The 12,738-nt window shown below is 56.1% G+C and carries 12 protein-coding genes and 5 pseudogenes; 5 read left to right on the forward strand and 12 right to left on the reverse strand.

All coding sequences use genetic code 11. The annotated features are described in order from the left end of the window. Positions 1-426: 426 nt before the first annotated feature. Positions 427-570, forward strand: a pseudogene (locus ACW4E8_RS31975) (IS110 family transposase); the annotation flags it as partial. Between the two features lie 393 nt (positions 571-963). Here the strand turns inward: ACW4E8_RS31975 and ACW4E8_RS31980 are convergent. Then, positions 964-1,458: a YkgB family protein gene (locus ACW4E8_RS31980; protein WP_456808178.1), complete on the reverse strand. Its 495-nt coding sequence runs from the start codon at positions 1,456-1,458 to the stop codon at positions 964-966. A 645-nt stretch (positions 1,459-2,103) separates the two neighbouring features. Continuing rightward, a complete protein-coding gene (locus tag ACW4E8_RS31985) occupies positions 2,104-3,198 on the reverse strand; it encodes a porin (RefSeq protein ID WP_456808179.1) in 1,095 nt (364 codons plus the stop codon). Positions 3,199-3,702: 504 nt separating this feature from the next. Between ACW4E8_RS31985 and ACW4E8_RS31990 the strand changes: the two genes are divergently transcribed. Next, complete coding sequence (locus ACW4E8_RS31990) at positions 3,703-4,671, forward strand: LysR family transcriptional regulator (RefSeq protein ID WP_456808180.1); 969 nt, start codon at positions 3,703-3,705, stop codon at positions 4,669-4,671. Between the two features lie 140 nt (positions 4,672-4,811). On the opposite strand, the pseudogene ACW4E8_RS31995 reads toward ACW4E8_RS31990, so the two are convergent. Next, positions 4,812-5,337, reverse strand: a pseudogene (locus ACW4E8_RS31995) (IS630 family transposase); the annotation flags it as partial. A gap of 100 nt (positions 5,338-5,437) precedes the next feature. Between ACW4E8_RS31995 and ACW4E8_RS32000 the strand changes: the two are divergent. Further along, positions 5,438-5,626 (forward strand): SDR family NAD(P)-dependent oxidoreductase, encoded by a 189-nt coding sequence (locus ACW4E8_RS32000; protein WP_456808181.1) that lies wholly within the window; start codon positions 5,438-5,440, stop codon positions 5,624-5,626. Between the two features lie 354 nt (positions 5,627-5,980). Here the strand turns inward: ACW4E8_RS32000 and ACW4E8_RS32005 are convergent, their stop codons facing one another. Together ACW4E8_RS32005 and gcvH are read right to left on the reverse strand one after the other, a co-directional pair. Then, positions 5,981-6,901, reverse strand: a complete 921-nt coding sequence (locus ACW4E8_RS32005; protein ID WP_456808182.1) for a LysR family transcriptional regulator — start codon at positions 6,899-6,901, stop codon at positions 5,981-5,983. Between the two features lie 44 nt (positions 6,902-6,945). Further along, positions 6,946-7,326 (reverse strand): glycine cleavage system protein GcvH, encoded by a 381-nt coding sequence (gcvH, locus tag ACW4E8_RS32010; RefSeq protein ID WP_456808183.1) that lies wholly within the window; start codon positions 7,324-7,326, stop codon positions 6,946-6,948. 624 nt (positions 7,327-7,950) lie between these two features. Here gcvH and ACW4E8_RS32015 point away from each other — a divergent pair. Beyond that, positions 7,951-8,589: a response regulator transcription factor gene (locus ACW4E8_RS32015; protein ID WP_456808184.1), complete on the forward strand. Its 639-nt coding sequence runs from the start codon at positions 7,951-7,953 to the stop codon at positions 8,587-8,589. Positions 8,590-8,736: 147 nt separating this feature from the next. Here ACW4E8_RS32015 and ACW4E8_RS32020 read toward each other — a convergent pair whose 3' ends face one another. From ACW4E8_RS32020 to ACW4E8_RS32050, 7 genes and pseudogenes are all read right to left on the reverse strand, one after another. Further along, positions 8,737-9,144 (reverse strand): DUF3331 domain-containing protein, encoded by a 408-nt coding sequence (locus tag ACW4E8_RS32020; RefSeq protein ID WP_456808185.1) that lies wholly within the window; start codon positions 9,142-9,144, stop codon positions 8,737-8,739. Between the two features lie 741 nt (positions 9,145-9,885). Continuing rightward, a pseudogene (locus ACW4E8_RS32025) lies at positions 9,886-10,161 on the reverse strand (IS256 family transposase); the annotation flags it as partial. Positions 10,162-10,303: 142 nt separating this feature from the next. After that, the gene (locus tag ACW4E8_RS32030) at positions 10,304-10,687 is read right to left on the reverse strand and encodes a CzcE family metal-binding protein (protein ID WP_456808186.1); all 384 of its coding nucleotides are present in this window, start codon (positions 10,685-10,687) and stop codon (positions 10,304-10,306) included. A gap of 348 nt (positions 10,688-11,035) precedes the next feature. Next, positions 11,036-11,242 (reverse strand): DUF417 family protein, encoded by a 207-nt coding sequence (locus tag ACW4E8_RS32035; RefSeq protein WP_456808187.1) that lies wholly within the window; start codon positions 11,240-11,242, stop codon positions 11,036-11,038. Positions 11,243-11,249: 7 nt separating this feature from the next. After that, positions 11,250-11,528 carry a hydroxyquinol 1,2-dioxygenase gene (locus ACW4E8_RS32040; protein WP_456808188.1) on the reverse strand — a complete coding sequence of 93 codons (279 nt, stop codon included), beginning with the start codon at positions 11,526-11,528 and terminating at the stop codon, positions 11,250-11,252. Between the two features lie 106 nt (positions 11,529-11,634). After that, positions 11,635-12,033, reverse strand: a complete 399-nt coding sequence (locus ACW4E8_RS32045; protein WP_456808189.1) for a CzcE family metal-binding protein — start codon at positions 12,031-12,033, stop codon at positions 11,635-11,637. Between the two features lie 351 nt (positions 12,034-12,384). Beyond that, positions 12,385-12,612: pseudogene (locus ACW4E8_RS32050) on the reverse strand (copper transporter); the annotation flags it as partial. A gap of 1 nt (position 12,613) precedes the next feature. On the opposite strand from ACW4E8_RS32050, the pseudogene ACW4E8_RS32055 reads away from it, so the two are divergent. Beyond that, positions 12,614-12,697: pseudogene (locus ACW4E8_RS32055) on the forward strand (SDR family oxidoreductase); the annotation flags it as partial. Between the last annotated feature and the right edge of the window lie 41 nt (positions 12,698-12,738).

Here is a 12,738-nt window from a genome sequence, read left to right on the forward strand (position 1 = left end):
TGAATTACCGCTCGCCGCGGGAGTTCAGGCGTGCGATGGCCTTATCAACCTAAGGGTGTGACCGTGTCCGGGGACACGGGGGCAAATCCACGTTCCGATATCAGTGGCAGCAGCGGAAGACACCTTTGTATGGTTGCGGCCCGGCGCCCGTCCGCGTAGCATTCCAAGTGCCTCGCGGCAGCGAGGCCCGGTGCTTCTCCCTCCTTTGAGCCCGCCCGCAAGGCGGGCTTTCTTTTGGCTCTTCACCGATTTCCGGGGAAGGCTGCCCGGATCTTCAGGAAAATGGAATGAACGCCTCCCCCCGCAAGGGCTGACGTATGGCTACGTCGGGGGAGTGAGCAAGGTTGAAAGCGGCTTCTCCAAGCCGACGGCATCAGATGTGCCAAAGTGGCACCGAAATGAACCACTTGAGGCAGGAGAACCCGGATGAAGTTTACCGCAGTCGGCGTTGATGTCGCGAAACGAGTGTTCCAGTTGCACTGGGTCGAACCGAATACGGATGAGATCATCAGCAAGCAGATCAAGCGAGCCGTGTTTCTGGAGCACTTCGAAAATCGAGCGCCTTGCCTGAATTGAAATGAACGCGTCCCACTCGATCTCGAAGTGCGGATGCTATGGAAAGCTCAATAATCAGCATTGCAAGCATTTCCCGGTGGCATTGCCTTAGGTAACGCGATGCGACCGCGTTACCTAAGGCAATGCCACCGGGAAATGCAGCTCCAGCGACGTGGCTGCAGCCGCTAGGACTGCGACTGTCTCTACCGTCTGATCGGTGGAAATCGGATATGGGGCTCCGTAGGAAACGGACCTGCAGAAATCCACCTTGTACGCGGTGGGCTGGAGACGCGCTCCGACCCCGGAAGACGAGAACAAGGCAGGGTAGATGCCCCGCCTTGTCGCGCTAGTTCCAGAACGACGTCGTTATTGGTCGGCGCCGCTCACTGGTGCCCGGAAACTAGCCCATTAGGCACGCTGAATTCGGTTGAGCGCCACCTGTCGATGAACATCTTCCTTGAGAAGGTAGACCGATACAGCAAGCAGGACCACATCCTTCATCAGAAAAGCAACTGGGCCAACCATTGCAGGGAATCCACCGGCTGATTCCGCCCATCCGTCGGGGATGAAGGGAATAATTGTCACGGTTGCGACGAAGGTTCCCACAGACCCAATCGCGCCAAGAATCCCAAGCTTCTTGTTCCAAAAACCAGCAAGGATAAGAGCACAGAACGTCCACTCGGCGATACCAAGGAATAGACTCGCGCCGCGAACCCCGAATACCGGGTACATCCACGAAATGAGTGGGCCGTTGCTAATATACGGAATCAGAACTTCGGCCTCATACTCGAACCACTTCTGATATCCAAAGAAGAAGAACATGATTACCATTGACGCTCGAACTATGTGATAGTCAGTGTCCTTCTTAAGAAGAATTGATAGCTTGTTGACAATGGAGTCCATTTCTATATTTCCAAAAAAAGTCGAAGCTTTACGATACTGTAAAAATTGAGTTAAGCGAAACGTCCGGGACGATCCTGCCGTTTGCTATTTGGAAGGGATGCTGGGAACAGCCGAAGCCGCTTTGGTTCAAGCCTGAACCCGACAGCTTCCCCGTCCCCTACGTGCCGTCAGCGAATGCACTGCGCGGCTCGGTTACTGCAACCAGCGCGGCACGGCCATATGGCGTACAGCGTTGCCAAGAGGATCTTGGATACCTCGATGATGTCTGGTCATCCTTGACTCCAAAGAGAGGTTGTTGGTGAGCTGTACTGTATGTCTTGCGCGTGAGCTTGTTTAGGCCCAGGGTAATCAAGATGCTGCTCAAAAGTATCACGTGATACCTCTTCCGTTACTTGGCACCTCGAGCGCGCCCCCGCCGCGTACTAAAGAGCCCCGCATGAGGCAGAGAAGGGCGCCAATGCAGGCCGTACGGGCCACTGCGTCGCTCCGACATCACTTGAGACGAAACTTGCTGAAAGGCTCCCCGGAGCGCTCCGCGATGTCCATAACCAAGTTACACCTCGGCTAGATGCGGTGCCTGACGTTCTGCACGGACCAAAACAAATCCCGCCGAAGCGAGACTTGTTTTGTGCGAGGCCTGAGCCGTCAGAATCGGTGGCGAATCCCGATCACCGCACCAAGCTGGCTCTGGCCAGCCACGGTCTGCTCTGCCGTGGTGGTGAGCGTGTTCGACACGCTGGTTAGCGACGGCCCGAAACCGCCGAGGCCGAGGCTTGAGGCATGTCGGTTCCAGACGTAGCCAAGTACGGCGTACAGATCGGTGCGCTTGGAGAATGTGTATGACGATTTCAGCACGAAGCTGAACGGATCGGCGGCAGTATTGTGCACGTCGGTGTAGTAAGCAGCCCCTGTGACGGAAAGATTTGGGGTAGCCTGGTATTGAACTCCGAGCCAGTACAGGTTGGTGCGAAGTTCGCTCGTCTGGTAGTTTCCGTAGTACCAGCGATAGCCCGCGTAGATCTTTGCTGCCCCGATTGAATAAATACCGCCAATCGCCGCACGGCGTTCGGTATTTTTGTCCAAGGCCAGCGTGCTTCCGCGTAACTCGTCGTAAAACACTCGCGCAGTGAGCGGGCCGGAGGTGTAGCCAATCGCACCGCTCACTTCACGTCCTGCTTTGGGCGCGCCAGGAATTTCGCCACCGGCCGTGCTGTTGTAGCCGGTACTGTAGAGCAGGCCGTAGTAGATCGTGCCAGACTGACCGGTGAATTTAATGGAGTTGTCTGATCGACTCGACATCCAGCGATCGTGTGAGAGCAAAGAGTAACGCGTGGAAACCGCTATCGGGTCGTACGGCGTGGAAAAATCGTAGACCAGGTTCTGATGGCGGCCGAAGCTCAGCGTGCCATAGCGGTTGGCCAGGCCCACATAAGCCTGCCGTCCGAATAGGCGTCCACCCTGGTTAGCAACCCCCGTGTCTGCATCGAAGCCGCTCTCGAGTTGAAACACGGCAGCAAGGCCGCTGCCAAGCTCTTCGCGGCCACGGATTCCCCAGCGCGAGGTCGACTGGTTGCCCGCCGACATGCGCAGCGCCGAGCCGCTGCCACCTCCAGACTTGGGCAGGTGGTTGATATATTCGATGCCATCGTCGACGACACCATACAGCGTGACGCTGCTCTGGGCGTGGGCCCCCACGGGTAAAAGCGACATGGCCGCCAAGAAGGCTAGACGGTTGTTCATTCCTTCATGATCCTTGTTATTTCGTGCATCTCCTCTTGGGCGCTTTAGTGAGGAGGTGGAAAAAAATCATTGAGCATGCGCGATGCGAATGAGCAAAAGCTCATGACGATGGATCGCCTGCTTCAATGGCGACGCCTCTTGTCTTTCGGTTCCCCCGCCACAATGAAACGAAAGGGATTCTGGCACATCGTCGCAAGAGCGCACAATGACTACGCGGTGAAATAGTGATTTTCTTTTGGTGGAAGGTTGGGTAAAAACCGAAGCTCCCCCGACACATTTTTTCTCGAGTCTTGCAACTCGCAACGGAATCTTACCGAACAGGCTCGCGTTACTAAGGTAAGGTCCGACACGATGCAATCTTGGCTATGGGGCGCTGAATCGACACTAATGTATGCTTGCGGGCGCGTCAGTGAAGCGGCTATGCTTCTCGGTGAGGCTGTTCTAAACCCGTGGGGCAAGCCGCAAGCGCGGCCTTTTGCCTAGAGATAAGATGGAGAGATCGAATTGGACCGACTGACGGCGATAGAGACCTTCATCAAGGTGATAGAGACTGGCTCCTTCTCGACCGCTGCGCGTTCGATGGGCGTCGGACAGCCCACCGTTTCAAAGGCTATTGCCACGTTGGAGCAACGCCTTTCCGTCAGGCTTCTGCTCCGTTCGACTCGGGGGCTAACACCTACCGATGCGGGCGAGGCGTTCTACCAGTATGCCAAGCGCATTATGTTGGACGTCGAGGAGGCGGAACATGTCGCCTATAGAGAAGGTACCAGTCTCACTGGGCGGATTCGCGTCAGTACCGACGTGACATTCGCTAGGCTGCACATCATCCCTGCGATAGGCCGATTTCTAGATAAACACCCGCAACTGTCGCTAGACGTGATTCTCGATGACCGAAGTGTGGACCCACTCGAACAAGGAGTCGACGTTGCACTTCGAGTTGGTTCCTTGGCCAATTCTGGCGTTATTGCGCGCAAGTTGGGAGAGGCTCGCCGCCTCATAGTTGGGTCCCCAGAATATTTCGCCACGGCAGGTGTCCCAACTACACCAGCCGAACTCGCGTCGCATCATTTTATTGTCTCAAGCCAGAAAGGGGATGATCGATTATGGACCTTTCGCAAAGGTGAAGCAGAGATTTCTCTGTCATTCTCCGGTCGTCTGTCGGTGAATGCTACGGAGGGCGTTCGTGAAGCTGTCCTCGCTGGCACCGGCCTTGGCGTGGTCTCGGAATGGACGTTTGAGAGAGAGCTCCGTTGCGGCCTTGTCAGGCCAGTCCTCGAAGACTGGCGTCTCCCCCAATGCGAACTATGGGCCATTATTCCGGCGGGCCGTATGGCGAGCGCTAAGGCTCGCGCCTTCGTTGGATTTGTCCAGGATACCTTGGGAATGCTGAACCAAATTGAGTTCATTGAGGGTTGCGGGGAGGAATACGCGCTTCCCACCCGCGGTGCTTGCTCCATTACTCCCTTCGGATAGCAACAAATTCTATCGAGACTGTGCACGGTCAAGGCCCGACGGTACGCAACTCCGTTTAACCCAACCGGCATGCGTCGTGTATCGACATGCATGACGATCGACCGGCGTCCGGCAAGCCTAAATACCGTTGGCATGACCAACGTGACTTCCGCAAAGATGTCAGAAGCATTGGCGGTCAAGATGAACGGTTTCGGATCACGATTGTGTGTCTCCATGTATTGCCCGATGGTGCTGACCAATCCGGGTACCGAGCGAAAAGCCGCTCGCCGCAATTGGTTCTCCGAGTGGTCACGAAAGAAGCGTTCGACCATGTTCAGCCAGGAGGCGCTGGTGGGGGTGAAATGCATGTGAAATCGTGGGGTGTTTGTCGAGCCACGCTTTCACATTGGGGCGCTTGTGGGGTGCATAGTTGTCAGCAATCAAATGAAGCTCACGGTCCTTGGGCGTACTTCGATAAATCTGCCGCAAGAAGCGCAGCCACTCTTGGTGTCGATGCTTTGTCATGCGCTGATCAATGATGCTTCCATCGCGGGTGTTTATCGCCGCGAACAAGGTCGTCACACCATGACGCTTGTAGTCGTGAGTGATCGTCTGACAGCGACCTCGCGTCAACGGCAGGCCTCGCTGGGTCCGGTCAAGCGCCTGAATCTGCCACTTCTCGTCGCAAGAGCGACCCAACAGCGTCCGGATAACGCGACGCATTGGACTACGCGACGTCGGCGACAGATTGGCCCCATCATGCCGGCGATTCAATAAGGAAACTCCCATGGACTTATTATTGAACAAGACAGCGGCCATAACCGGTGGAAACAGCGGCATCGGTCTCGCTACAGCGAAGGGGTTTGTTGATGAAGGCGCCTACGTTTTCATCGTCGATCGCCGGCGGGAGGAACTCGAGCGGGCTGCCGCAGAAATTGGCCGGAACGTCACGTCGGTCAAGGCCGACGTAACATAGCTTGAGGACTTAGACCGACTGTAGTCAATTGAGCGTGAGCAACGGGGAAACATCGACATTCTTTTGAGAACTCGGGAGCGATGGAGCATAAGACGATAGAAGAGATTAATCCTGAACACTATGACAAGACTTTCGATGTCAATGTTCGGGGACTGATCTCCACAGTGCAGAAAGCGCTTCCCCCAACTGCGGGACGGCGGTAGTGTTATAGCCGGAATTGAGCTCTTTGTGCACGGTGGACTGGTCCGAGTCTAGGCACGATCAAGGGTTGGGTGGCGCCGCGAAATTCGCGCGGCACCAACCCCGTGTTAGCCGGTGCTTTGTGCCCCTATTCGCTGAGTAAGAGAGCACTTCCTACGCGACTGCGATCTTTCGAGTAACAGCTGATTCGACGCCATTGAGAGCATAATCAATGAATGCGCCAATCTTTGGCGATAGGCCGCGCGCGGCCGGGTAAAGAGCTTGAATTGACCGCTCAGGCGTCTTGAACTCTGCGAGAATCTTCAACAGCGCGCCACTGTTGACGTAGCGTTCAACAACGTATTCGTGCAAATAGACGACACCCGCCCCGGCCAAAGCAGCGTCCACGAGCGCATCGCAGTAGTCAATGACATGACGCGCAGTGTCCCCAATCTTCAAGGCCCAGACCCTGCCTCCATGTGAGAATTGCCAGTCATGAAACCGCCGGGTGCTGGGAGAAAAGTATGCGACGCAATCATGGTCAAATAGATCGTCAGGCACCTGCGGGAAGCCGCGCTCGCGAAGGTAGTCTGGACTGGCGCAAGCAATCCACTTCGTAACGCCAAGGCGGCAGGATGCCAGCTTAGGGGGGATCAGTTCCCCCACTCTGATTGCCAGGTCAAAGCCGTCATCCGCAAGGTCCACGATGCCGTCAGACAGGCGTGTCTCGACTATTATCTTGGGATGGAGCCGCTGGAAACGCGGCATCATTGGAACCAATATGGATCTTCCATAACTGACTGGAGCCGAAATTCTCAATTTTCCAGTTGGACCGTTGGCAGATTCCAGCAACTCCACCTCTGCCCTCTTCAGGCCCGCAAGAATTCCGCGGCAGCGTTCAAAGAACGCTGCGCCTTCAGCAGTAAGGCCGACGTTCCGCGTTGTCCGGTTCAGGAGCAAAACGCCTGTTTGCCCCTCGAGTCGGCTAACGGCTCGGCTTACTCCAGAACTTGTCAGCCCCATCGCCCGGGCGGCTTCGGTGAAGCTTTTCGCCTCTGCAACCCGAACGAAAGCCTCAACCGAAGAGAGATCCATATATCATTCCTTGCGCCCGACCGAGTGAAGTTGATCGATGCAAATTAGTCACCGACTGCTTCAGCGTAGGCTTGCCCGGCCATTAAGCTGACGAACTCGGCCTCTTTCGATGGCTTTACCCGGAACAGCCAAGTGTCGTAGGGGGCCGAATTTACCCGCCCCGGGTCGGCGATCGCCTCATGGTTGATGGCAACGATCTCACCGGAGATCGGCGAGTGAATATCTGATGCGGCCTTAACGGACTCCACCGTTGCGACGGACTCTGCAGCCGTGACTGCTCTTCCCATCTCGGGTAGTTCCACTCCAACAATGTCGCCTAACGAGTCCTGGGCATGCTCGGTAATCCCCACTGCCATAGTTCTGTCCGGTTCTAGGCGGGCCCACTCATGCGTCTCAGTGTACATACGATCTTCGGGGATATTCATCGTCACATCTCCTTTTAAGCAAGCGTGGTTGAGAGTCATCACATTGTATCGACAAGGGAAGCGGGGAAGCAATGGCGATAATTATTCAATTCTGTTTTGCTTCACGAGCAAGTATCAGTTCGTTGTGCCAGTGGGATAGCCGGACTTTCTCGTCTACTAGTCACCGCGCATGCTGTGGAATCCGCTGTGCTTCTAAGCGCAATACGGCACTTTTCGGCAGGGTCGCAGCGTGCATTCATTTCTTGGCGACATAGCGCCACGCTGACTTGATATGCTTGATCTTTGTCTTCATGGCTATTTTCCAGGAGGCCCCGCGGCACGGATCTGTTCCTCGGACCAGAGTTACAGCGACCGGGAAGGACCCTGATTTTTGCTCTTTCCTGCAATCTGGAGCAGCTCCGTGCTTCACGAAGACCTGCCGACCATAGCATCATCTGGAGAGCATCACCCATACGAAGGTGCGTATTGCTGCGATCGAAATTCATCGAGACTATGCTGCATACCCCGCATGAATGGGGCGTGGGAGGCCCTTTCATGCGATGCGCCGCTGCTCGTCGGTGTCTATGACGTTGGGCACGCTTTCCGCTGTGCGTGTGCCGCCTCTGTACTCCAACTAAAATCTTCATGAACATGAGCAACCGATCCATCGTCTACGTCGTCGATGATGACGAATCTGTGTGTCTATCTACATATAAGCTACTTCGGTCTGCTGGCTTGCACTCTGAATCTTTTAAATCCCCGCAGGAATTTGTCGATTTTGGAGCATCCAACATACCGAGCTGTCTTCTGCTCGACGTGAACATCCACAATGCGTGTGGACTGGAATTTCAGAGAGCGATGCCGAGTTATGGGCTGAGAATGCCAGTTGTGTTTGTAACAGGCCAAGGAGATGTCAGGACTTGCGCCAAGGCAATGAAGGCCGGAGCCTTCGATTTCCTTCTCAAGCCTTTCCAAGCCGGCCATCTTCTCGATGCAGTTAATCAGGCGCTGGCCTTCGATAGAATGCGCTTAGCCGAAGAAGAGTCGATGGCATCGCTTCGCGCAGCTTATAACACTCTAACTAAACGTGAGAGGGAAGTAATGGCGCTAGTTGTCTCCGGAATGATGAACAAACAAATTGCCTCTGAGATGAATCTAAGTGAGATCACAGTTAAGGGGCATCGCGGAATGACCATGAGGAAGATGATGGTAAAATCTGTCGCGGACTTAGTTAGGAAGGCTGATGCGCTCGGAATTGGACGGGACAGAAAAGAATCATCATGAGAATACGGCTCATAGCCGGTCGCCGCCCGTTCCTTTGATAACCCCTCCTCTCACTACAGTTTTTCGTCATCTTGTTCTCGCGCTGTACGGCCGCCTGCGCGCATGCGGCCGGTTACCGGCGTGATCACGCTCAGCGTATTGGCTCAATTACGAACTCGCGCCTCTCGGGTGGCGGCAGGAGCCGCCTGAAGTCTCCGAGTCAGGCAGCAGAGATTCCAGACACTTTGCCAGGATCATCGCCGACGCATTGCCTGGACGGCTACTACCCAAGGTTGGGCGAAACACTAAATCTCCACAAACTATTCGTTTCCCGCAAACAGCGCATTTACCGTTCATCTTGGCACGCCCTTTGCGCCAACTCTGGTTACCGTAGCAACTTCCAGTTGCATCTCGCCAAGACAGGACTACGGTGCCGGTTGAATGGCGCTCGACGAGCGATACGGTTGCGTTGGTCGTCTGACCATCTGGAAGCGGGACGACGTGAGGAAGACGAGGCTTTTGCGAAGCAAAATCTAAGCTCGTCGCAGCCGTCCCACAAGTTTCCACCGGGAACATGGTGATTTTCTTCCAACGGGACGCCTCCTCGCTGTCGTCCTGTTCCGCTCCGTATTGGGTTGTTCGTTCCTGGCGAGTAAGTTTGTCGCAGTTGGATGCGAGTCGAACGTTTCACAAGGTTGCTCATCCGCTCTTCATGGAATTGATAACCGGGGGTTCCGCCTGAGAAGCAACAGTAGCGGGAGTCTTTGACCACGGCGGTCGAGGTAGCCTGGCTGGGGGTAGCGAATCTCTTCGTCGTAGAGCACATAGCATTTGCAATCCGCCAATGTTAGTGATTGTGGGGGGGCAAGGCACCATACGTTGGTATAGCGGTGCCAGTGTGGGCTTTTTGAGCTCATTCTCGCAGTAGACGTGATGGAACCCTCAAGGTTTTCCTCTGTACTGCGTCGCTCCAATCAAACGTGAGTAGTCGTTCGTAGCCGCTAGTCATCTTCACTTCCAGAGTACTTGAACCCCGCGCATCTGGGTGTTCGAGATTTCGTACATCTGCCCAGCCAGCCGACCCGAAAACCGCAAGGCGCATATAGAGAGCGTCTCCAGAACGGAGTTCATGGAGCCGGTCGCTCCGGACTCGAAGCGCAGTTGCAGGGAGATCGTATTGCTACAGCCTTACCGATTCGAGGGGACGTCGCATAGACTTCAGATACCCTTCCAAGCAGATCCAAAAAGAGATCGGTCAGGTGGACGCCGGTTCGAGATATTGTCAAAGCTGGTGTCCGAGGGCTGATCGGGGCCGATTTTCTCCGGAGTTCCGTCCTGGGAGGGGACACCCTTCAAGAGCAGTTCGATGTGTTCGGCACCGTTGATACGCGCTAGGTTTTCTCGGCTTCCTCGATCAGCTTGAAGGCCAGGCTAAGGAGGGTCCGTTCGGTACACGCAATTGCGTGTGCGGGTCGTGCGATGACGCACGGTCGCGAAGGTTGATTCAATCGCATTGATGGTTCGGATGTGCTGTCAGTGCTCGGCCAACACATAGTCGTAGAACGTCAGCAGGCTGCCTCGATCCTTGGTGAGCACGCCGGTGACCATCTTCATTGCGCGCGCCGCGGCCGCGAGCGAACGCAAGGCGGTACTGGAGCACGCGCGGACCCTGGCCGCAGGCGATGAGGCGGGCACCATAGGCAGCCGCCCAGTCCGGTTCCCCCGCCAGGGCCCGTCACCCTCCGGTAAAGATCTGGCTTGGCGAGATGTACACATAGACACCGTTGGCCTGCGGTGCTTCCGGGAACAGCAGGGCGAGTTCCAGCGAGCCACCATTCAGTGCCTCGATGAACGTCCATTCGATCGCCTTTTCGCCGACACGGAAGGCCACCGTTTCGCCTGAGTTCACGCGGACGCTGTTCATGCCCGGTGTCAGGACAACCGTTCGCGTCGCCGTGCCGGCTGGCGCCTGGCTGCCGAACAGCGTTGCGGCCTTGCTGACTGCCACGGCGGATGCGGATTGCGCCGGACCTGCGTCCTTGTTGGGGGCGCTCGACGCGGTGGACACACCGAGGAGGGAGAGGGTGAAGGCAGCGATTGCCATCTTCATTGTCATCATGATGAACTCCTTGAGATTGCCTTTACCGGTTGCTTCCCGGACGAAGACGGTTTGCCACCATCATTTCCTGGACTGCAGGCCGAGCTGATTCGCCATTAGGCGGCAGCAGCGACCACGCATCACCAGGCGCGGCGGAGTGGCAGCGACTCCGATCGCACGAGATTTCGATGTCAGTCGGAATCGACGACTTCTTCCGAGGGGAAACCCGTGGGTGTGCCCGTGAATTCACGGATTCAGTTCGTGGACTGACGGGCACGCCTATGGGGCGTCCGCGAGAGCACTTCTGTGAATCGCCTCTACGTCGTCACAGAAATTTGATCTTTCATGGACAGAAGCATGAGCTTCCATTCAGACTCTGCGACTAGATGTGTGCGGAATACGGTTGAATGCCCCTTGTCGATCTTCCTTGAGGAGGTAGACGGCTACAGCAAGCAGGACGACGTCCTTCATCAGAAACGCAACGGGACCGATCATTGCAGGGAATCCACGGGCTGATTCCGCGCATCCATCAGGGATGAAGGGAACAATTGTCACGGTTGCGACGAAGGTTCCCATTCCCGTCCTACGTGCCGTCAGCGAACGCACTGCGCGGCTCGGTTATCGACCGCGCTCCATCGGAGAAGGGGTCACGTCGATCAGTAACGGAACGAGCACCGTCGACAAACGGATCGCGTTTATCCGTAACGGTGCGTCCGGCATACGCATGAGGGCCCCGAGCGCCGGCGATGTGGGCGTTCTTCTCATACGGGTAGTCGCCTTGCATTGCGTGCGCAACGGTGGTTGCCGCGCCGAGCGTTAAGGCAATGGTGCTTGCAACAATTGCTTTGGTGAGCAGTTTCATGATGGACCTCGAGTGGTATCGTTTCGGAATTGGGAAAGCTATGCTGGCTGTTCGCTTCCAATGAAGGGAAGGGTGAATCCTTTACAGTCGACCTTGCTGCTAGTCTTCAATGGCGAGCAAATGCGTTGGACCCGTTCTGGTGGATCCAGACACCTCTGGCTGCAGAGATATCGGGGAACAGACTGACCAGTTCTACAGCCGTGTTTCCTGGGCGGGCCGCGAAGGTCCAACCCGCCGACGTAGGTCCGAAGTCAAAACGGACCGTTTCTCCCGCGTGTACCGGAATCGCTTTGGTTTGCGAAGTAACTCGGACCTCGCGCACACCGTCAACGGATGAAGCTCGCTCGCCGAAAAGCTTGGCGACGGAAGAAGTTTGCAGGCTCACATCTGGTTCAACCGTTTGAGCAGCGAAAGAGCTCGCGCTTACTGCAACCAGCGCTGCAGCGGCCATATGGCGTACAGCGTTGCCAAGAGGATTTTGGATACCTCGATGATGTCTGGTCATCCTTGACTCCAAAGAGAGGTTGTTGGTGAGCTGTACTATATGTCTTGCGCGTGAGCTTGTTTAGGCCCAGAGTAATCAAGATGCTGCTCAAAAGTATCACGCGATACCTCTTCCGCTACTTGGCACCTCGAGCGCGCCTCCGCCGCGTACTAAGTAATAACTTCCATTCCTAGGAGGCGTCCTAACGGTCCAAAGCTCGCCGGGTCACCTCCTCCAGAAATTGATGAGGCAAAAAAAGAGCCCACGTTGCCGGCGGGCTCGGGAAGAAGCACCGGGTCTCGCTGTTGCGAGGCAGTTAGAATGCTATGCGGGCGGAAGCCTTGCGACCACCATACAAAGGTGTCCTTCGCATTACCACGCGAAAAACTGGTGAAGCGACTGGACCGCTGCGGCGCCTTCCCCTACAGCGGCGGCGACCCGGTTGACGGAGCCGCTTCTTGCGTCGCCAACAGCGAACACGCCGGAAAGACTGGTTTCCATTGGCAGCGGTGAGCGCTCGTGCGCCCAACGCACCTGTGGCACTTGCGCCCCGGTAAGGACAAAACGCTTGTCGTCAAGGGCGACACAGTCGCGAAGCCACCTGCTGGCAGAAGACGCTGCGTTCATCACAGGTCAGACGCTTTTCGTCGACGGCGGAGCGTCGATCGGAAAGTCGCTGGTCTAGGGCCGTCGGTGCAAGCTCGCTCGCGTCAGTCTCGACGGCAC

This window comes from Cupriavidus sp. CP313 (assembly GCF_054072015.1).